Source organism: Arcobacter suis CECT 7833, from assembly GCF_003544815.1.
Classification (GTDB): domain Bacteria; phylum Campylobacterota; class Campylobacteria; order Campylobacterales; family Arcobacteraceae; genus Aliarcobacter; species Aliarcobacter suis.
Genome location: NZ_CP032100.1, coordinates 1,455,203 through 1,473,594 on the forward strand (window position 1 = coordinate 1,455,203; position 18,392 = coordinate 1,473,594).

Annotated in this window: 22 protein-coding genes; 13 read left to right on the forward strand and 9 right to left on the reverse strand. The window is 26.7% G+C overall.

Features of this window, described 5'->3' with window-relative positions; genetic code table 11:
- Positions 1-284: 284 nt before the first annotated feature.
- From ASUIS_RS07465 to ASUIS_RS07505, 9 genes are all read left to right on the forward strand, one after another.
- The gene (locus ASUIS_RS07465) at positions 285-1,550 is read left to right on the forward strand and encodes a cobyrinate a,c-diamide synthase (RefSeq protein ID WP_118886435.1); all 1,266 of its coding nucleotides are present in this window, start codon (positions 285-287) and stop codon (positions 1,548-1,550) included.
- Positions 1,540-2,250, forward strand: a complete 711-nt coding sequence (locus tag ASUIS_RS07470) for a precorrin-8X methylmutase (RefSeq protein ID WP_118886436.1) — start codon at positions 1,540-1,542, stop codon at positions 2,248-2,250. Before ASUIS_RS07465 ends, ASUIS_RS07470 begins: the two co-directional genes overlap by 11 nt.
- Positions 2,240-2,695 carry a (2Fe-2S) ferredoxin domain-containing protein gene (locus tag ASUIS_RS07475; RefSeq protein ID WP_152031904.1) on the forward strand — a complete coding sequence of 152 codons (456 nt, stop codon included), beginning with the start codon at positions 2,240-2,242 and terminating at the stop codon, positions 2,693-2,695. Before ASUIS_RS07470 ends, ASUIS_RS07475 begins: the two co-directional genes overlap by 11 nt.
- Entirely contained in the window at positions 2,695-3,723 is a 1,029-nt protein-coding gene (cbiD, locus tag ASUIS_RS07480; RefSeq protein ID WP_118886438.1) for a cobalt-precorrin-5B (C(1))-methyltransferase CbiD, read from the forward strand. The genes ASUIS_RS07475 and cbiD overlap by 1 nt, the downstream gene beginning before the upstream one ends.
- Entirely contained in the window at positions 3,717-4,880 is a 1,164-nt protein-coding gene (gene cbiT, locus ASUIS_RS07485) for a precorrin-6Y C5,15-methyltransferase (decarboxylating) subunit CbiT (RefSeq protein ID WP_118886439.1), read from the forward strand. The genes cbiD and cbiT overlap by 7 nt, the downstream gene beginning before the upstream one ends.
- Complete coding sequence (locus ASUIS_RS07490) at positions 4,877-5,629, forward strand: cobalt-precorrin-4/precorrin-4 C(11)-methyltransferase (protein WP_118886440.1); 753 nt, start codon at positions 4,877-4,879, stop codon at positions 5,627-5,629. Before cbiT ends, ASUIS_RS07490 begins: the two co-directional genes overlap by 4 nt.
- Complete coding sequence (locus ASUIS_RS07495; RefSeq protein ID WP_118886441.1) at positions 5,622-6,638, forward strand: cobalt-precorrin 5A hydrolase; 1,017 nt, start codon at positions 5,622-5,624, stop codon at positions 6,636-6,638. Before ASUIS_RS07490 ends, ASUIS_RS07495 begins: the two co-directional genes overlap by 8 nt.
- A gap of 2 nt (positions 6,639-6,640) precedes the next feature.
- Positions 6,641-7,423 carry a precorrin-3B C(17)-methyltransferase gene (locus tag ASUIS_RS07500; protein ID WP_118886442.1) on the forward strand — a complete coding sequence of 261 codons (783 nt, stop codon included), beginning with the start codon at positions 6,641-6,643 and terminating at the stop codon, positions 7,421-7,423.
- A 95-nt stretch (positions 7,424-7,518) separates the two neighbouring features.
- Positions 7,519-7,749, forward strand: a complete 231-nt coding sequence (locus ASUIS_RS07505; RefSeq protein ID WP_118886443.1) for a hypothetical protein — start codon at positions 7,519-7,521, stop codon at positions 7,747-7,749.
- Positions 7,750-7,785: 36 nt separating this feature from the next.
- Here ASUIS_RS07505 and ASUIS_RS07510 read toward each other — a convergent pair whose 3' ends face one another.
- The 7 genes from ASUIS_RS07510 to ASUIS_RS07540 are packed head-to-tail and all read right to left on the reverse strand — an operon-like array spanning position 7,786 to position 13,609.
- Entirely contained in the window at positions 7,786-8,745 is a 960-nt protein-coding gene (locus ASUIS_RS07510) for a FecCD family ABC transporter permease (RefSeq protein ID WP_118886444.1), read from the reverse strand.
- The gene (locus tag ASUIS_RS07515) at positions 8,742-9,440 is read right to left on the reverse strand and encodes an ATP-binding cassette domain-containing protein (RefSeq protein WP_118886445.1); all 699 of its coding nucleotides are present in this window, start codon (positions 9,438-9,440) and stop codon (positions 8,742-8,744) included. The genes ASUIS_RS07510 and ASUIS_RS07515 overlap by 4 nt, the downstream gene beginning before the upstream one ends.
- The gene (locus ASUIS_RS07520; RefSeq protein ID WP_118886446.1) at positions 9,424-10,248 is read right to left on the reverse strand and encodes an ABC transporter substrate-binding protein; all 825 of its coding nucleotides are present in this window, start codon (positions 10,246-10,248) and stop codon (positions 9,424-9,426) included. Before ASUIS_RS07520 ends, ASUIS_RS07515 begins: the two co-directional genes overlap by 17 nt.
- A complete protein-coding gene (locus ASUIS_RS07525; RefSeq protein WP_118886447.1) occupies positions 10,248-12,149 on the reverse strand; it encodes a TonB-dependent receptor in 1,902 nt (633 codons plus the stop codon). Before ASUIS_RS07525 ends, ASUIS_RS07520 begins: the two co-directional genes overlap by 1 nt.
- Before the next feature lie 25 nt (positions 12,150-12,174).
- Complete coding sequence (locus ASUIS_RS07530) at positions 12,175-12,363, reverse strand: hypothetical protein (protein WP_118886448.1); 189 nt, start codon at positions 12,361-12,363, stop codon at positions 12,175-12,177.
- Positions 12,364-12,396: 33 nt separating this feature from the next.
- Positions 12,397-13,107 carry a sulfite exporter TauE/SafE family protein gene (locus ASUIS_RS07535; protein ID WP_118886449.1) on the reverse strand — a complete coding sequence of 237 codons (711 nt, stop codon included), beginning with the start codon at positions 13,105-13,107 and terminating at the stop codon, positions 12,397-12,399.
- On the reverse strand, positions 13,094-13,609 hold the full coding sequence (locus tag ASUIS_RS07540) for a hypothetical protein (protein WP_118886450.1): 516 nt from the start codon (positions 13,607-13,609) through the stop codon (positions 13,094-13,096). Before ASUIS_RS07540 ends, ASUIS_RS07535 begins: the two co-directional genes overlap by 14 nt.
- 313 nt (positions 13,610-13,922) lie before the next feature.
- On the opposite strand from ASUIS_RS07540, the gene ASUIS_RS07545 reads away from it, so the two are divergent.
- Both ASUIS_RS07545 and ASUIS_RS13705 read left to right on the forward strand, forming a co-directional pair.
- Positions 13,923-14,546, forward strand: coding sequence for an HAD family hydrolase (locus ASUIS_RS07545; RefSeq protein ID WP_118886451.1), 624 nt, complete (start codon positions 13,923-13,925; stop codon positions 14,544-14,546).
- An 8-nt stretch (positions 14,547-14,554) separates the two neighbouring features.
- Positions 14,555-14,707, forward strand: a complete 153-nt coding sequence (locus tag ASUIS_RS13705; protein WP_153801674.1) for a hypothetical protein — start codon at positions 14,555-14,557, stop codon at positions 14,705-14,707.
- On the opposite strand, the gene ASUIS_RS07550 is transcribed toward ASUIS_RS13705, so the two are convergent.
- On the reverse strand, positions 14,704-15,390 hold the full coding sequence (locus ASUIS_RS07550; RefSeq protein WP_118886452.1) for a 16S rRNA pseudouridine(516) synthase: 687 nt from the start codon (positions 15,388-15,390) through the stop codon (positions 14,704-14,706). The two genes, ASUIS_RS13705 and ASUIS_RS07550, sit on opposite strands and share 4 nt — an antisense overlap.
- A gap of 63 nt (positions 15,391-15,453) precedes the next feature.
- On the opposite strand from ASUIS_RS07550, the gene aat reads away from it, so the two are divergent.
- Positions 15,454-16,125 carry a leucyl/phenylalanyl-tRNA--protein transferase gene (gene aat, locus ASUIS_RS07555; protein WP_118886453.1) on the forward strand — a complete coding sequence of 224 codons (672 nt, stop codon included), beginning with the start codon at positions 15,454-15,456 and terminating at the stop codon, positions 16,123-16,125.
- A 125-nt stretch (positions 16,126-16,250) separates the two neighbouring features.
- A complete protein-coding gene (locus ASUIS_RS07560; RefSeq protein WP_118886454.1) occupies positions 16,251-16,724 on the forward strand; it encodes an acyl-CoA thioesterase in 474 nt (157 codons plus the stop codon).
- A 73-nt stretch (positions 16,725-16,797) separates the two neighbouring features.
- Here ASUIS_RS07560 and ASUIS_RS07565 read toward each other — a convergent pair whose 3' ends face one another.
- Positions 16,798-18,390, reverse strand: a complete 1,593-nt coding sequence (locus tag ASUIS_RS07565) for an ABC-F family ATP-binding cassette domain-containing protein (RefSeq protein WP_118886455.1) — start codon at positions 18,388-18,390, stop codon at positions 16,798-16,800.
- Between the last annotated feature and the right edge of the window lie 2 nt (positions 18,391-18,392).

Genomic DNA, 18,392 nt, shown 5'->3' on the forward strand with positions numbered 1-18,392 from the left:
GGTTAATCCTTGTTTATTAAAATATGAGTGATGGTTTATATATAATTTATAATATATATTTTATATGTGAAAAAAAGTAATTATTTGTTAATTTGAGGGTGGATCAAGAGATTGAATTGCATTTTCATAAGCAATTCTATGGTATAACATATTAATTTCAATCTTAGTTAATTTATTTATTGTCGAAAACATCGCAATTGTTGACAATTTAAAATAACGTTTATTATACCCGCGTAGATTCTTCATACCAAAATTATAACATAAGTTATTTATAAAGAGGTAAGATGAAAGCAATTTGCGTATCTGCAATTTCTTCTAATCAAGGTAAAACATTATTAACCACGGCTTTATTACATTATTTTAAAAAAAGTGTAAGAGCATATAAAATTGGTCCTGATTATATAGATCCACAATTTCATGAAATCATTTCATCAAGAGCTTCAATAAACTTAGATACTTTCATAATGAATAAAAATCAAGTAAAGTGGATATTTAATAAATATAATGACCAAAATATTTCTATACTTGAAGGTGTAATGGGATTTTATGATGGAATGGATAAAGGTTCATCAGCTTATGATGTTACAAAACTTCTAAATATTCCAACTATTTTATTATTAGATGGAAGTGGTTCATATATTACTATTAGTGCCGTTTTAAAAGGTCTTAAAACTTACAAAGAAAATAACACTATAAAGGCTGTTGTTTTAAATAAATTATCATCTTCTATGCATTATGAGCTTATTAAAAATCAAATAGAAAAAGATTTTGATGATATTTTTGTATTAGGTTGGATAAAAAAAGATTTACAAACACTAAAAGAGACACATTTAGGATTAGATTTAATTGATGCAAACAAAGAGTTATTAGAATCTCTTTCAAATGAAGTATTAGAAAATATTGATTTAGAAAAACTTGAAAATATTGCAACTTTTGAAGCAAATACACAAGAAAATTACCCTTTTGATAATTTTAAAAAAATAGATAAAAAAATATCTATAATAAAAGATGAAAATTTTTCATTTGTTTATTATGACAACATTATGTTTTTACAAGAACTTTTTGAAAAAGTTGAGTTTATAGATTCAACAAAAGATGAAAAAATAAGTGAAAATAGTGATGTTGTTTATATTGCAGGTGGATATGTGGAAACAACAGCTTCATATAATAAAATAAAAAACTCTTCAAATTTTAGAAATTCTCTTATAAATCACTCAAAAACAAAACATATTTATGCTGAATGTGCAGGATTATTATATCTTGGAAATAAAGTTGATGAAAAACAGATGAGTTCTATTTTAGATATTGATTTTACTCTTACAAATAAAAGAGTTCGGCTTGGATATTACTACTCAACAAATGGAATAAAAGGTCATGCTTTTCATTATACAAAACCCCTTGATACAAAAAACGGTGTTGATATTTTGAGTAAATCAGAAAATTCAAAAGGAGAGTTTGGAGCTTGGAAAAAAAATAAAGTTTATGGAACTTATTTACATACGATGTTTAGAAACAATATTAATATATTAAAGGATTACTTTGGAATTTAAAACAGAAGAACCACCAATAAATATTGGTGCAGACATATCAATACGGTCATTTGAAATGATTGAAGAAGAGTTAAAAGACTACCCAAAAGCAGATGAATTTTCTTTTGAACAAAAAGAAGTTATTTCAAGATTAATTCATACAACAACTTGTTTTAATGAGGTTTTAGAAAATATCTATTTTTCACCAAATGCCATAGAAAAAATACAAAACTTACTTCAAAATAAAGCAAAAATAATTGTTGATGTAAATATGATAAAAGTTGGTCTTAGCGACTTTTATTTGAAAAAATATGAAACAGAAGTTGTATGTTATATAAATGAACCATTTACTTATGAAATGGCTGAAAAAAACAAAACAACTAGATCTTATGCTGCTGTTGTTGAAGCTATAAAAAAACACAAAAATGAACCAATGATTTTAGCTTGTGGAAATGCCCCTACTTTTATTTATGCAGCAATTAATACTTTACTTGAAGAAAAAGTTGATTTATCAAAAGTTGCCCTACTTTTATTTCCAGTTGGTTTTGTAAATGTAGTTGAATCAAAAGATTATGGAAGAAGATTTTGTGATTTTTTTGATGTTGCTGGAATTATTATGCAAGGAAGATTTGGAAGCTCAACAATGACTGTTGCCACACTTCATGCGATTTTTAAACTAATCAAAGATTATGATGGAAGCGAAAAATATAATGGAAAATAGATTATTTAATATGATGGGTTCAGAAGTTGTATCAGGATTTTCTTGCAAACCTGTAAAACTAGTTCCAGATAAACCAATAATGCACTTTAAAACTCATATATTTATTTGTGGGGATGAAAGATGTGGAGGAGCCCATAAAAATGAAAATATAGCTGCTGATTTAAGAGATATTTTAAAAAAAATCAATCTAGCAAATGGTGAAACTAGAATTAAAATATCAAGAACTGGATGTTTTGGAGCTTGTAGATTTAGAAGTGTTGCAAATATTTATGAAAATACAAAAACAAATGGCTTTGAAGCAAATAACAATATTTGGCTAAGAAATATACATAAATATACAAAAGAAAGATGGATTGAATTATTCACTGCCTTAGCTCAAAATAAAAGCATTGATGATTTAGATTTTAAACAAGTTCCAATGAGTGAACCTTCAACTTATAAATAATGAATCAAGAAAAAAAAGTATTAAGAAAAGGACTCACAACAGGAGTTCACGCATGTTGCGCATTTTCAAGTGTTCTTGAAGCATTTATTGTTACAAAAGAATTTGTTTTTGGAAAAATAAATAAAATTGACAATGATGACTTAGATGTTACAAAAGGCTGTGAAATTGTTGTGAGTATTAGTGCTAAAAAAGAAGATTTAGAATTTAATGAATTATCTTTAATGCCCCAAAGAACTCAAATTGGAACAAATTCTTTGGAAATTTATGCGGGAATTGGCGTAGGAGTTGTAACAAAAAAAGGTTTAAAAATAAAACCAGATTTTCCAGCAATAAATCCAGTTCCACTAGAAAATATGCAAAAAATATTTGAGAAAAAAGTAAAAAACCTTGAAAATATAAATATCTTTTGTACGGTTTCTGTAACAAATGGCGAAGAAATAGCCAAACAAACAGCAAATGCAAAAGTTGGTGTAATTGGCGGAATTTCAATATTAGGAACAACTGGAATTGTAAAACCAGTTTCAAGTACGGCATATATTGATTCAGTAAAAACTGAAATAGAATTTGCAAAACAAAACGAATTAGAACCTTTGATTTTTACTTTAGGAAACTCTGCTTTTAGAGTTTTTAAAGAAAAATATGATGAAGGACAAATTGTTGAAGTTGCAAATTTTGTTTATGATTCTATTGAAATAGCAAATAATTTGGAAGTAAAAAAGATTATTTTTGTATGTGGAATAGGAAAAATGACCAAAGTTTATCAAGGGTTTAAAAATACTCATAATAGATTTGGTGTTATTGATTTTGAAAGATTAAAAGAAGATATAAAAAATGAATTAGCTTATGAAGTAGATATTGAATCTACAAAAACTGTAAAAGGCATTTCAGAAGAACTAGAAAAAGTGGGACTCATAAATGCTTTATATTCAATGATTGAAAGAAAAGCAAATGAACAAATAAAAACTTGGTTTCCAACTTCAAATGTGGAAGCTTTAATATTAGAAGAAAAGGAGGTAACAGGATGGTAACAATAGCTGGAAATGGTATGGGAGATTATGATTTTTCAAACTTAGAATTAAACTTTTGTAATTATGACAAAATCATTTGCGACCCAAATTTTATTGAAAATGGCAGAACTATTTTAAAACTAAAATTCAAAGATGCTCAAGATTATATATTAAAAAACTATGACAAAGAAAACCTTTTATATGTGGTTACAGGTTCGCCACTATTTTATTCAGCAGGAACAATAATCGCTAATAAATTGCCAAAAAATGAAGTTAAATTAATAAACAATATTTCATCAAAAACTTATCTTTTAGAAAAATTATTTATTAGTGAAAATGATGTAAGTGTAGTTTCAATTCATGGAAGAATTTCTATTGATTTGGAAGAGTTTTTAAAGAAAAAATATACTTTTGTACTTTGTGATAAAAACTCAATTACAAGATTAAATGAAGCTTTGAGTTTTTTTGATAAAAACTCAATTACAACTTTCATTGGTTATAAACTTGGATACAAAGATGAAATAATCCAAGAAATAAATATTTTTGATTTTGATGAAAAAAGATTTGATTTAAACCAAGCTTTTGTTTTATTGATAAAAAGAAATTTTGAACATAAAAGTGCCATTTGTGAAGATATTGAATTTGAAACACAAAGGGGAATGATTACAAAAAAATACAAAAGACATTTAAGCTTACAAAACCTTGATTTAGAACCAAACCAACTTCTTTGGGATATTGGTGCTGGAAGTGGAAGTTGTGGGATTGAGGCTTTTAAAAGATACAAAGTAAGAACTTTTTATTTTGAGAAAAACGAAACAAGAGTTGAATTTATCAAACAAAATTTAACAAATCATTTTGTGTGTGATTGCAAACTTTTTATTGGTGATGCTGAGGATTATTTTGAGAACTTAGAAGAAAAACCACAAAGAATTTTCTTAGGTGGTGGTGGAGAAAAAGTTATAGAAAAACTTCCATATTTATATGAAAAGTTAGACGAAAAAGGAATTATGCTAATAAATGCCATTACTTTAACCAACTTAAGCCAAATGATAAATGTTTTAAATGAAGCAAATATAGAGTTTGAAACCCATTCTATTTCTCTTACAACATATAAAGACAAACTAAATTTAGTAGAGCCAGAACGGCAATTATTTCAATTAAAGGTATATAAAAAATGATTTATTTTATAGGTGCAGGTCCTGGAGATCCTGATTTAGTTACTGTTAAAGCTCAAAAAATATTACAAATCGCAGATGCTGTTTTATTTACAGGTTCACTTGTACCAAAAGAAGTTTTATCTTGGTGCAAAAATGATGCAATTATTGAAGATTCACAAGGAATGAAATATCCTGAAATTTTTGATTTTTTATTAAAATACAAAGATAAAATCGTAGCTCGTGTACATACAGGTGATCCTTCTATTTATTCAACAATTGCAAAACAAATAGAGTTTTTAAAAGAACAAAATATTGAATATAAAGTAATTCCAGGAATTACAGCAGCTTTTGGAGCAGCTTCAAGTTTAGGTATTGAATACACAATTCCAGGAGTTTCTCAAACTCTGATTTTATCAAGAATCGAAGGTAAAACTCCAAATCCTGAAAAACTTGAAAATATTCTTGCTTGTAAAAATTCTTCTTTGGCTTTTTATTTATCAATATTGTTATTGAAAAAATTAAAAAATACAGCCTACAAAATGGGTTATTCAAAAGAGACTCCTTGTTGGGTTGTTGAAAAAGCAACTTGGGAAGATGAAAAAATTTATAAAGGAACAATTGATGATATAGAAAAACAAGTATCTCATATAAGTGGTGTTGCTTTGATTTTATTTGGAGATTATTTAAACCAAAAAGAAACCGAAGAATCACATTTATATGTAAAACCCCTAATTAAAGAATTAAAAGAGAGTAGAAAAAACAATGAATAAATTAAAAATAGCAATTGTTACAATAAATCAACCAAGTTTAACAGCTGCTTGTAACTTGGTTCCTTATTTATATGATTATCAGGTTGATGTTTTTGGAAAAAAAGACTTAATACACAATTTAGAAAATTTAAATTTATATGACAAAATCGATGATATTATGGCACCTGCTTGGGAAGGTTATGATGCAATTATTTGTATTTTAGCAATTGGAGCGGTGGTGAGAAAAATAGCGCCATTTTTAAAAGACAAATCAAGCGATCCAGCAGTTATCGTTATAAATCTAAAGCTTGATAAAATCGTTCCACTTTTAAGTGGTCATTTAGGTGGAGCAAATGAATTAAGTGACATTATAGCTTCAAGAATACCTTCTTGCCAAAACTTTGTTTCAACAGCAACTGATCAAACAAATACTTTGGCTTTTGAAATGTTTGCAAAAAAAAATGATTTAGAAATTCACAATTTGAAACAATTAGCTCTTATTTCCAATTCACTTTTAAATAAAAAAGAGGTTGAAGTTCTAACTTATGAGTCGATTTTTCAAACTATTCCAAATAAAGAAAATCTAAAATTAGTAAAAGAACAATCTTCAAATTTATGTGTGAATATAACTCCCTTTGATAGCCCTCTTTTAACTTTTAAACCAAAAGTTTTTTTAGGTATTGGTTGTAATAGAAATACAACTTTTCAAGAGATAAAAAATGCAGTTTTTTTATTTTTACAAAAACATAAATTAAAAATTGAACAAATACAAAATATTGCTTCATATGAAGCAAAAGCAGATGAAGTAGGACTTTTAGAGTTTGCAAAAGAGTACAACTTTGATATTAAATTTTTTCATGAAGCTGAAATAAATGCACTTCAAGGGAATTTTTCTACTTCCCAAGCAACAAAGTTTTTTGGAGTAAAAGGGGTTAGTGAACCATCATCAATTTTGGTTTCAAAATATAAAGAGTTAATAATACCTAAAGAGGTATATGAAAATAAAATTACAATAGCAGGAGCAATATAAAAATGAAAAGATTATACATAGTATCAACAGGAGCTGGTGGGTTAGGATATATTTCACCAGAAGCAATAAACGCAATAAATGAATCAGAAGTAATAGTATCTTATAGTAAATATGCAAGAGAATTAGGAAGCCTTATAAAAGGTAAAGAGTTATTTACATCAGGAATGACTCATGAAATAGCAAGATGTGCTCAAGCAATCGAATACGCAAGACAAGGCAAAACAACAGCAATTTTATCAAATGGCGATGTAAATGTTTATGGAATGGCAACTTTAATCGTAGAATTAATGGAAGAAAAAAAGTTATGGGATGAAATAGAAGTTATTTCACTTCCAGGTGTTACTTCATTTTTAGCTGCTGCTTCAAAAGTAGGAGCTCCTGTGTCTCAAGATTTTGCAATTATTTCTCTTTCAGATAGATTAACAGATATAAATTTAATTGATAAAAGAGTTAAATCAGCCCTAGATTGCGACTTTGTAATAGGAATTTATAATCCAAAATCAGCAAAAAGAGTTCAACCATATCTAAATTTTATGGCAGCTTTAGAAGGATATGAAGATAGAATTGCAATTATTGCTTCAAATGTGGGAAGAGCAGAAAAAGAAGAGATTACAATAACAAGTGCTCAAGATATAATAAATCAAGGTTTAAATCACCCACAAGTTACAATGTCAACTCTTATAATCATTTGTAACTCAAATGCAAAACTTACTTCAAATGGAAAAGTTTTAACTCCAAGAGGTTATTTGAATAAATATGAATTAGATGGAGAATTAAAAGCCTAATTGGCTTTTAATTTTTCTCCCTTAAAAACCTGCGTAATACCTTCTTTATTGAAAATTCAATACAATACGAAACTAAAACAAAAACAAGGCAAATAATGGGAAGAGCAAATAATTCAAGTGTTGATACAACAAAAGGTGATAGATTAGCAAAAAAAATGAATGAAAAAAGAAACATTCTAAAAGCAGGCTTCGCACCAGATGCAGCTGATAAAAAAGAACAAATTATAAATGCTAGAAAAGCTGCAAATTTAGAAGCTGAAAAAGCTAAAAAAAAGAAAAATGCAAAATTAGCTAAAGCTGCAAAGAAAAAAAATAAAAAGAAATAATAAAGTTTAGACTATTTTAAAAAAAGTATAAATAACTTATACTTTTTTATTTCTTCTAATCAACAAATATACAAAAAATGGTGCTCCAATAAACGCAGTTACAACTCCAATTGGTAAAGTTGAATCTGTATTTAAATTTCTTGAGATTAAATCTGAAAACACTAAAAATATTCCTCCAAAAAAGAATACAGGAAAAAATAATTTATCAGCACTTTGTTTATAAATAAGTTTGATAATATGAGGAATCACAAGCCCAATAAAGCCAATTGGTCCTACAAAACTAATACTAATTCCTACACTTAAAGAAACTACAATTAAAAGAAGTAAACTAATCTTGTTTACATTTAAACCTTTTAAAAAAGCTGTGTCATTACAAATAAGTAAAAGCTTGATTTTTTCTTTATTAAAATAAACTACAAAATAAAAAATAGCACTCACTATCATGATAATAAAACCATTAGAAAACCCAACTGTATCTAAACTTCCAAGAGTAAATCTAATAATTGAATAATTCTCTTGCAAATTACTCATATAAAAAACCAACATCAAAGCTGAACCATAAAAATATGATAAAGAAATTCCAATAAGTAAAATCGAGTTTGTAGAAACTGCAACTGAATTTTTATTTATTCTTTTAGAGATAAAATATAAAATCAATATTGTTACGATTGAGCCGAAAATAGAAGAAATAGAGATATTTAACATAGGAAAAAATACTATTGCAATTGCTGTAAAAAGTGTAGTTCCACTTGCAATTCCCAAAGTATAAGGAGTTATTAGTTCATTTTTAAAAATAATTTGAAATATCAAACCACCCAATGATAAAATTCCACCAACAAAAAAAGCCAATAAAACTCGAGAAACTCTTAAATCCCAAAAAACCATATTTGCACTATTTGTTGAATCCAAAACATCACTTAAGTTTAGTGTAATTTCCCCAAAGAATGGTGAAATAAGAATAATAATAAAAGCAAAAACATATAAAGCTATTTTCATAAATTCACCACCAAATGATTTTGCAATTTCAAAATAGTATTATTGTAAAACTTTTGTAAATTTTCATTTGTAAAAAACTTTTCATGTTCATCGAAGAATTCGATTTTTCCATCTTTTATAAATAAAATTTTATATTTTAGAGCATTTGCTAAATCAAGATTGTGAGTAATAATGATTTTTTGTTTTAATAAATCAGAATTAAAAATCTCAAAAACCTCTTTTAATCTACTAATATCCAAGTTTGCTGTAAGTTCGTCAAAAATTGTTATTTCTGCATCATGCATAATACTTGAAGCCAAAAGTAAAAGTTGTTTTTCTCCTGAACTAAAAGCTTTACAATATCTATTTTCTAATTTTTCTAGTTTTAATAAAGAGATTATTTTATCTATTTTTTCATTATCTACTATATCAATACTTGAAAGTTCCAAAAACTCTCTTAATGTAACATATTCATCAAAAATTGAGAGTTTTGGAGGAATATAATTTATAAATTTTGCTCTTTTTAAGTCAGCTAACTTTGATATATTTTCACCAAATAATTTTACTTTATCATTTGCTATTAAATTTGATAAAACCTTTGCTAAAGTTGATTTTCCAGCACCATTTTCACCTAAAATTATCAAATTCTCATTCTTTCTTAAACTAAAAGTTATATTATGTAAAATCTCACTACTATAATTATTTATTTCTAACATTTTCTAAAATCTTTCTAAAATCATCTATAAAGTATTTTACTCTTTGACTTGGAATGCCTGCGTATTCTTTATCTATTGCATAAATATTATTCTGTTTTGAAGCATTTATTGGTAATTTTGCCCAAAGTTCTTTTATTTCTTCTAACTCTTTTGTTTTTCCCTCATAAAAAGGTGCTAATAAAACTATTATATCTGGATTCATATTTATTATTTTTTCTGTATTTACAACTGGTTGTGCAGAATTTGAAGAATTATAAGCATTTTTATTTCCACTAGCTTTTATAATATCTTCAAAATATAAAAAGTTTCCCGTTACATAAATCTGATTTGATAAACTATCTTTTGGACTTATTACTATTAATATTTTTTTATTTTCAACTATTGATTTTAATGAATCTAAACTATTATTTATTCCATCTACAAGTTCTTTTGATTTCTCTTCTTTTTTAAATAATATTCCTAATTCTAAAATAGTATTTTTAATATTTTCTATTGTTTTAGTTTTATAAGATAATACTTTTATATTTAAAGCTTGCAAATTTTTTGTTAAATTTTCATCATAATCTTGACCAATTACAATAGTTGGTTTTGCTTCTAATAATTTTTCCAAAGAGATAGAAGAATAGCCACCTATTTTTTTGATATTTTTTGACTCAGCTGGATAATCACAAAAACTTGTATTTGCTACAACACTTTGCCCATTTCCCAAAGCAAAAACTATCTCATTTATCGAAGGAGAAAGAGTTACAATTCTTTCTTCTCCAAATAAATTTATACAAAAAAGAAGTATAAATAAGAATTTTTTCATTAAAATTTAACTTTCATACCAGCATAATAAGTTCGTTCAAAATTAACAGGATAAATAACATCATCACTAATCCATAAACCATTATCTTCATCAAATAGATTTTGAATTTTTGCAAATAACTCAACATTTTGATAAGTATATGAAGTTCCCAAATCAGTAGAATTATATGCTTCTTGCTTTTGATTAAAATTATTTGCAAAATCATCTGCAGCATAAGCACTATTTCTATATGTATGAGATAATACTGTATTTAGATTGTTTATATCATAACCTAAATTAACAGTAATATTATGTTTTGAAACTCCAGGTAAATCTTTGCCATTATAAGTTCCATTTCCTTCGTTTTCTTCATCTATTTTTGCAATAATATATGAATAGTTTAGAGAAGTATATAAATTATCATTTATTAAATATTTGTCAAAAACTTCTAGACCATATTTATGTGATTTATCTATATTTGTATTAAAAGAAGTTGCCCAACTTCCAGTATTATAATAGTAAATTTCATTTTTTAAATCAGCTCTAAATAAAGATAATTTTAATTTATTATTTTTTCGAATATTATTATATCCAACTGTGTAATTATTTACTTTTGAAGGTTCAATAAAATCATTAAATAAACCATTACTAAAAAATTTATCTATGTCTGGTGCTTGAAAAGATTTATTATAATTTGCAAAAATAGATGAGATATTATCTAATTGATAATTTATCCCTAAATCATAAGCATTTAAGTATTCATCATTTTTTAAAGTATCTGCACCATTTGGTTCATATTTATATTCAACATTTTCTCTTCTAACTCCAGATGATACTTTTAAGTCATCACTAATATTATATTCTCCTGAAACAAAAACTGCTTTATTATTTTTATTTGTTATATCAGAAGTTCCTATTCTATCACCATCAAAACCATCAACTCCAAGTAATACTTTATAGTTATTTTCTTGATAATTTAACTTTGAAACAAAAGATTTATACTCATATTTTGATTTAAAAGTTGTAAATTCACTTCTTTTATCTTCATCACTATACGAAGATTCTAATGATAAGTTTGGGTTAAAATTATATTTAAATCCACCTGTTGTCACATAAGAACTTAAATATTGTTCAGTAAAACTATTTGCTTTATTTGGATTATTTTTATATTCATCTAATGTTAATGAACCAGCATATTTAGTATCCATATTTGAATAATTTCTTGCTAAATTTAGTTCTAAATCATCTGTTGGAAAATAAATAATATTGAAATTTTTATTTTTATTATAATTTTCATCTTTATCATCGTTTAAATCAACTCTTGTTCCATCTGTTGAAGTATAATCAATTAAAGCATTAGCTATTATTTTTTCATAATTAAATCCTAAACTTGCTGTTGCATTTTTAGTTCCATTATTTCCAACATAAGATTTAATATAATTATCATTTTTACCATTTGTTATTATATTTATAACTCCAGCATTTGCCCCATCTCCGAAAGCCACAGAACCTGAACCTTTGAGAATTTCTATTCTTTCAATACTCTCTATTGGAATAGAACTTAATAATTGAGGTGCTGAATCAATATTATTCATTCTTCTTCCATTAACAAGAACAACAACATTTTCACCACCATTAGCTATACCATAACCTCTTAAATCTAATAATTGAGAAAAACCATTACCAAAATATGGACTTACATTAACTGAAGTTTGTGATGATAAAAAATCATATACATCTTTTGATTTAGAACTTTTAATATCTTCTTTTGTATAGATTTCAGTTGCAAATGTTGCACTTTTTTCATCTGATTTAATAAGTGATGAAGTAACCGTAATAGTTTCTAAATTTTGAGCTGAATAAAGGTTTGATGTTGCTAGAAGAAAGCTTGCAACTAAGCTTGTAGATATTTTTTTTTGCATTATTAATTTTCCTAATTTTTATGTTTTATATATTATTGTTTGTAGAATATAGATTGATTGGTTTTAATTGTTTTAATAGTAATAATTTATTGATTTTTGGCATAGTATTTACTAAAATTGCGTGAATTGTACAGTTTATAGATTGCAGTTTTCTATTAACAGTTGCTGCTAGGATTCCAAAAAAACTAAAATATCTTCTTGTTTTATTAATCATAATTTCTCCTTTCTTAAAAATTTTATTTTTTATTTAAATATGACAACTTAAAATTGATTTTGTTGGATCTACCAAATATTCATAACCTAAATAAGCTATATAAATTCCAAAAGTTATAACCAAAATTGAAGCTAGTTTTATAAATAGATCTCTAAGATTTGTTTGTTTGAAAACTCCTACAAAAAATCCCAAAGAAAAAAGAGCAGGAAGTGTGCTCAGACCAAATATAAGCATTACAAAAGCTCCCCAAAATGCACTTCCAGTACTTGCAGCTGTAATTGCAAAAACATATACAAAACCACAAGGAAGCAAACCATTTAACATTCCAAGTAAATAAAAACTAAATAGTGATTGAGAACCTAAAAGTGCTTTAAAAGTATTTTGATAAAGTGGTGATTTTGAACAGCTATGTTCTAACATCGTTAAAAATTTAATTTTCCCAAGAAGTGAAAGTCCAACTAAAACCATCATAAAACCAGTGATTAGTAAAAAAATTCCACTTGTTAAATTATCAAATGTTACAACGCCACCAACAAGCCCAAATAAAGCCCCAAGTATCATATAAGTTGTAATTCTTCCAAAAGAATAAAGTAAATGTGCAAGAGCCTGAACTTGTTTTGTCCAATCATTTTTTATTTTTGTACTTGAATATGCGATTACAATTCCACCACACATTCCAACACAATGTCCAAATGAACCTAAAAATGCTATAGAAATAATTGTTATTATGCTAATTGTTTCCATTATTTCCTAACAACTCTTTTTTAATGTATGGATTTCTTAAATCTTCATTTCTTAAAACTTTCAAACCCATTTCTTCAAAGCTTATAAAACCATCTTGTTTTTGTTCATAAGCCCCAAATCCATATCCCATGGGTGTAATATCTGTTCTACTAAACCAAGCAGATTTTGCATCAATATATTTTTTTGTATCTTTTGTCATAACCCAAATTTTTGCACTATTTTTAAAAGGTTTATCTTTTAACCAGTTTGCAAGTCCACCGTGATCATGAAAAAACCAAGTTTTTCCATCATTTGAAATAACTTGAGATACATAAGTCATATCTTCAATTGTCATTCCACAATCACTATCTTGATATTTTCCAAGAACTATTTCAAGAGGTGTTTGAGTAGTATTTCCTTCTTTTAAAACAACCATTTGTTTTTTATTTGACATGGATAAAAATATTATAATTATTATTGCAATTATTACGATTAGGGTAAGAACAGGTAAGATTTTTTTCATTTAAACTCCAAAATAGAATTCGTATTATATTCACTTGTATATAAAATTTGGTTTATTGGTAGTAAAAAAAAGGCTTCACATGGGAACTTGTGAAGCCGTATTCAAATCTATTTAAGTGTATAGGATACCAAATAAATGTATTTAGTAGTAGGAGGATTTAATATAAATATCCTATAAGTAGAATTCTAGCAACTCAATTATTAAAATAAGATAAAATTTATCCTCTTTAATTACTTTTTTTTATTTTTTTAATCTTACTTTAGAATTTAAAGAATATAATACAAATATATAATAAAAATAAGGATTAATATTTATGCGTCTGATAATGTTTGATATGGACGGAACACTTATAGATAGTGGTTTCGCTATTACAAATACAATTAACTATGTAAGAACTAATTTGGGATTTGAAAAATTAGAAAAAAACTATATTCTAGAAAAAGTAAATGACCCAGCTATAAATGCAGCTGAGTTTTTTTATGGAACAAAAGAGTTTACACCACAACAAACAAAACTTTTTGAAGAGTATTACAATATCCATTGTTTGACAGATTTAGTTGTTTATGATGGAATTTCTAAATTAATTGATGATTTAAGTAAAGATTTTACTTTAACAGTTGCAACAAATGCAAACTCTGATTATGCACATAAAATGTTAAATCATGTGGGACTTGGACACTATTTTAAAACCATTTTAGGTTATGATAGTGTAAAAAATCCAAAACCACATCCAGAAATGGTAAATAAAATACTTGATATTCATAATGTTTCAAACTCTAATGCCCAATTAATTGGAGATTCACATAAAGATATAATGGCAGCCTCAAGAGCAGGAGTTGATTCTGTTTTAGTGAATTGGGGATTTTCAAATCACAAAAATGACGCAATAGAAACAGTTGAAGAGTTAGAAAAAAGAATATTAGAAAAGTTTAAATAAGTAAAATTATGTTAAAAAAAATAAAATCTTTATTTAAAAAAGAGACTTTCCCTTGTATTGTTTGGGATGGAAAAAAAATGAAATATCTAGATTTAACTCAAAAACAAATTGATAAAATGAATAATCAAGGTTTAAGCGTCACAAAAAAAGATGAGTGTTAAAGTTCTATAAACTTATACTCACCTTCTTTTAAATCTTCAACACTAAATCCACCAAAACTAACCCTATGAAGTGATAATACCCTATTTCCAACGCTTGCAAACATTCTTTTTACTTGATGATATTTACCTTCACAAATCTCTAATCGTACATAAGTTGGAGATAATATTTCAAGCTTTGCGGGAAGTAGTGGTTTTTTTTCACCATTTAACATAACTTCACCACTTGCAAAAATCTCTTTTTCATCGCCATTTAGAGGAACTGCTAAAGTTGCTTCATAAACTTTTGAAACATCACTTTTAGGACTTGATAATTTATGATTTAAAGCTCCATCATCTGTAAGAATTATTGCTCCTGTTGTATCAACATCAAGTCTTCCAATAGTAGAAATTTTTGGATTTCTTCTATTCCATCGTTGAGGAATCAAAGCATATATCAAACTTCCAGCATCATTGTGTGAGCAAATAAATCCTGAGGGTTTATTTAATAAAATTGTAATTGTTTCAGGATCAAGTGCTTCATTGTTAACTTTTATATCATTATGATATGCCTTTATTGATGGGTCAAAAACTCTTGTATCTTTTACATAAAGTTCATAAATTCGTAAAAATTTCTTAGCTTCACTTCTTGTGCAATATCCTAAACTTGATAGATGTGCATCAATTCTTTTATAACTATTTTGCATATATTAAAATCTCTTTTATTTAAAATTGTTGGATATTAACATCTTTTTCAATAAAATACAAATATGAAACTACTTAATAAAAAAAATAAAATATATTTATTAGATGAAAACAACTTTGATTTTCCAAAACTTGAAATGATGAAAGATGATTTAGTTGCAGTTGGTGGAGATTTTCATCCTCAAAGATTGTTAAATGCTTATGAAAATGGAATTTTCCCTTGGTATATTGATGAATACAATTACATTCATTGGTTTAGTCCAAATAAAAGAATGGTTCTAAAACCAGATGAAATGAAAGTCTCAAAAAGCCTTAAAAAATCTATTTTAAACAAAGGCTTTATAATAAAATCAAATGAAAATTTTGAAGCTGTTATAAGAGCTTGTTCACAAATAAAAAGAAAACATGAAAATAGCACTTGGATAAGTGAAGAGTTTATAAAAGCTTATATAAATCTACATAATCTTGATATTGCATTTAGTATTGAATGTTATTTAAATGATGAATTAGTTGGTGGACTTTATGGACTTTTAATAGGAAATATTTTTTGTGGTGAAAGTATGTTTGCGAAAGTTACTGACGCATCAAAAGTAGCTTTTTACCATCTTTGTAATCAAGCCTCACAAAATGGCATAAAACTTATAGATTGTCAAGTTTACAACGACCATTTAGCAAGTTTAGGAGCTTATGAAATAAGTAGAGAAAAATACTTTGAAATATTAAATATAGAAATTTAATATATAAAAAATGTTACTTTTTTCTATATTTTTATAAACTATAACCCTATTTTAATTAATTGCTACACGCTTACTACTTTTTTGTTTTATAATGGTTCATATTTCAATATGTATAAGGTAAAAAAATGAGCGAAGAAATAAAAAGAGAAAAATCTCTTACAATGACTATGTTAATGACTCCAGATAAAGCAAATTTTTCAGGGAAAAATGTTCACGGTGGTGAAATTCTAAAAATGCTAGATCATGTTGCATATGCATGTGCAGCAAGATATACAGGTATGTATGCTGTAACATTATCAGTTGACATGGTTTTATTTAAAGATCCTATTAAAATCGGTTCTCTTGTTACATTTCATGCCTCTGTAAATTATACAGGAAGAACTTCTATGGAAATTGGTATTAAAGTAATTTCAGAAGATATAAAAGATCATACAATCAAAAATACAAATGTTTGTTATTTTACAATGATTGCAGTTGATGAAGATGGAAAACCAGCTCCTGTTCCTAAATTAGATTTAGTTACAGAAGATGACAAACGAAGATATAACGATGCAATTGCAAGAAGAGAAGCTAGAATGTCTTCAAGACACTCTAAATAATTTTTCTTTATTTACAAAAAAAGGGGAAGATTTAAAAATCTTCCCCTTTTTAATTTTATACTTAAAAAGTATATTAAGCCTCTTTAGACTCAATATACTCTTCATAACTTCCTTTGAAATCAACTATTGTTCCACCTGGTTGAATTTCAATAATTCTATTAGCAAATGCATCTAATAATTCCCTATCGTGAGACACACAAATAACAGAACCTGCATATTCAAGTAATCCTTCACCTAAAGCAATAATTGCTTCTAAGTCAAGGTGATTTGTTGGTTCATCTAAAACAAGAAAATTTCCTTGTTCTAACATGATTTTAGAAAGCATCATTCTATGTTTTTCTCCACCAGAACAAGAGTTTACTTTTTTCTCTTGTTCTTGACCGTTAAATAACATTCTTCCAAGACAATTTCTAATTTCAGAAATATCCGCATCTCTATCACAATTTCTCAACCAATCGTAAAGTGTATTATCACCTTCGATTATATCAGTTGCATTTTGTGGAAAATATGAGTTTTGAATAGTTGCACCCCATAAAACTTCTCCACTATCAGCTTGTAAATTTCCTTCTAAGATTTCACAAAGAGTAGTTTTACCAATACCATTTGTTCCAATAAGAGCGATTTTATCACCCTTTTCAACAGTGAAATTAATATTATCTAAAACAACATTTCCATCGTAAGCTTTAGAGATATTTTTAACAGTTAATAACTCTTTTCCAACTTCTCTTTTTTGTTTAAAAATAATTGATGGATCTCGTCTACTTGATACTTGAATTGAACCAACATCAAGTTTATCAAGTTGTTTTTGTCTTGAAGTTGCTTGTTTTGCTTTAGAAGCATTTGCACTAAATCTAGCGATAAATTTTTCAAGTTCATCTTTTTCTTTTAGTTTTTTACCAACATCTTTTTCATTTTGTTTTGCAATTAATGTTGAAGCAATATACCAATCATCATAAGTTCCTGTGAACTCTCTGATTTGTTTAAAGTCAACATCTAAAATATGTGTACAAACAGCATTTAAGAAGTGTCTATCATGAGAGATAACTACCATTGTTCCATCATGGTGTTGTAATTGGTTTTCTAACCAACCAATTGTTGCAATATCAAGGTTATTTGTAGGCTCATCTAAAAATAGAACATCTGGTTTTGGGTATAAAACTTGTGCTAATAAAACTTTGAATTTATTTCCACCTGTTAATGTACTCATTAACTCTTGATGAGAAGCTGCTGGAAATCCTAAATCTTCTAAAATTCTTGTAATTTTTACATCATATTCATAAGTTGGATCTTCTTCACAACATATAATTTCAAGTTCAGCTAGTCTATTATTTACTTCATCTGTAAATTCAGGACTCATATAAAGTTCTTCTTTTTCTTTTACTGCATCGTATAATCTTTTATTTCCTAAAAGAACAGCATCAAAAATTGTATTATTTTCATAAGCAAATTGATTTTGTGATAAAGTTCCTACTTTTTTACCATTTTGAACTTGTACTTCACCCTCAGTTGCATCTTCTTGACCTGATAATATTTTTAAGAAAGTTGTTTTACCAGCACCATTTGCACCAATTAAACCATATCTTTTACCAGTATCTAATTTTATATTTATGTCTTGAAATAAAACTCTAGCACCAAAAGCTTTTTTAAGATTGACAGTTTGAACCATAT

Excerpts from the sequence above, each read along its gene's own strand:
- ASUIS_RS07465 (WP_118886435.1), top strand. The coding sequence starts at position 285 with ATGAAAGCAATTTGCGTATCTGCAATTTCTTCTAATCAAGGTAAAACA.
- ASUIS_RS07475 (WP_152031904.1), top strand. The coding sequence starts at position 2,240 with ATGGAAAATAGATTATTTAATATGATGGGTTCAGAAGTTGTATCAGGA.
- cbiD (WP_118886438.1), top strand. The coding sequence starts at position 2,695 with ATGAATCAAGAAAAAAAAGTATTAAGAAAAGGACTCACAACAGGAGTT.
- cbiT (WP_118886439.1), top strand. The coding sequence starts at position 3,717 with ATGGTAACAATAGCTGGAAATGGTATGGGAGATTATGATTTTTCAAAC.
- ASUIS_RS07490 (WP_118886440.1), top strand. The coding sequence starts at position 4,877 with ATGATTTATTTTATAGGTGCAGGTCCTGGAGATCCTGATTTAGTTACT.
- ASUIS_RS07495 (WP_118886441.1), top strand. The coding sequence starts at position 5,622 with ATGAATAAATTAAAAATAGCAATTGTTACAATAAATCAACCAAGTTTA.
- ASUIS_RS07500 (WP_118886442.1), top strand. The coding sequence starts at position 6,641 with ATGAAAAGATTATACATAGTATCAACAGGAGCTGGTGGGTTAGGATAT.
- ASUIS_RS07505 (WP_118886443.1), top strand. The coding sequence starts at position 7,519 with ATGGGAAGAGCAAATAATTCAAGTGTTGATACAACAAAAGGTGATAGA.
- ASUIS_RS07510 (WP_118886444.1), bottom strand. The coding sequence starts at position 8,745 with ATGAAAATAGCTTTATATGTTTTTGCTTTTATTATTATTCTTATTTCA.
- ASUIS_RS07515 (WP_118886445.1), bottom strand. The coding sequence starts at position 9,440 with ATGTTAGAAATAAATAATTATAGTAGTGAGATTTTACATAATATAACT.
- ASUIS_RS07520 (WP_118886446.1), bottom strand. The coding sequence starts at position 10,248 with ATGAAAAAATTCTTATTTATACTTCTTTTTTGTATAAATTTATTTGGA.
- ASUIS_RS07525 (WP_118886447.1), bottom strand. The coding sequence starts at position 12,149 with ATGCAAAAAAAAATATCTACAAGCTTAGTTGCAAGCTTTCTTCTAGCA.
- ASUIS_RS07530 (WP_118886448.1), bottom strand. The coding sequence starts at position 12,363 with ATGATTAATAAAACAAGAAGATATTTTAGTTTTTTTGGAATCCTAGCA.
- ASUIS_RS07535 (WP_118886449.1), bottom strand. The coding sequence starts at position 13,107 with ATGGAAACAATTAGCATAATAACAATTATTTCTATAGCATTTTTAGGT.
- ASUIS_RS07540 (WP_118886450.1), bottom strand. The coding sequence starts at position 13,609 with ATGAAAAAAATCTTACCTGTTCTTACCCTAATCGTAATAATTGCAATA.
- ASUIS_RS07545 (WP_118886451.1), top strand. The coding sequence starts at position 13,923 with ATGCGTCTGATAATGTTTGATATGGACGGAACACTTATAGATAGTGGT.
- ASUIS_RS13705 (WP_153801674.1), top strand. The coding sequence starts at position 14,555 with ATGTTAAAAAAAATAAAATCTTTATTTAAAAAAGAGACTTTCCCTTGT.
- ASUIS_RS07550 (WP_118886452.1), bottom strand. The coding sequence starts at position 15,390 with ATGCAAAATAGTTATAAAAGAATTGATGCACATCTATCAAGTTTAGGA.
- aat (WP_118886453.1), top strand. The coding sequence starts at position 15,454 with ATGAAACTACTTAATAAAAAAAATAAAATATATTTATTAGATGAAAAC.
- ASUIS_RS07560 (WP_118886454.1), top strand. The coding sequence starts at position 16,251 with ATGAGCGAAGAAATAAAAAGAGAAAAATCTCTTACAATGACTATGTTA.
- ASUIS_RS07565 (WP_118886455.1), bottom strand. The coding sequence starts at position 18,390 with ATGGTTCAAACTGTCAATCTTAAAAAAGCTTTTGGTGCTAGAGTTTTA.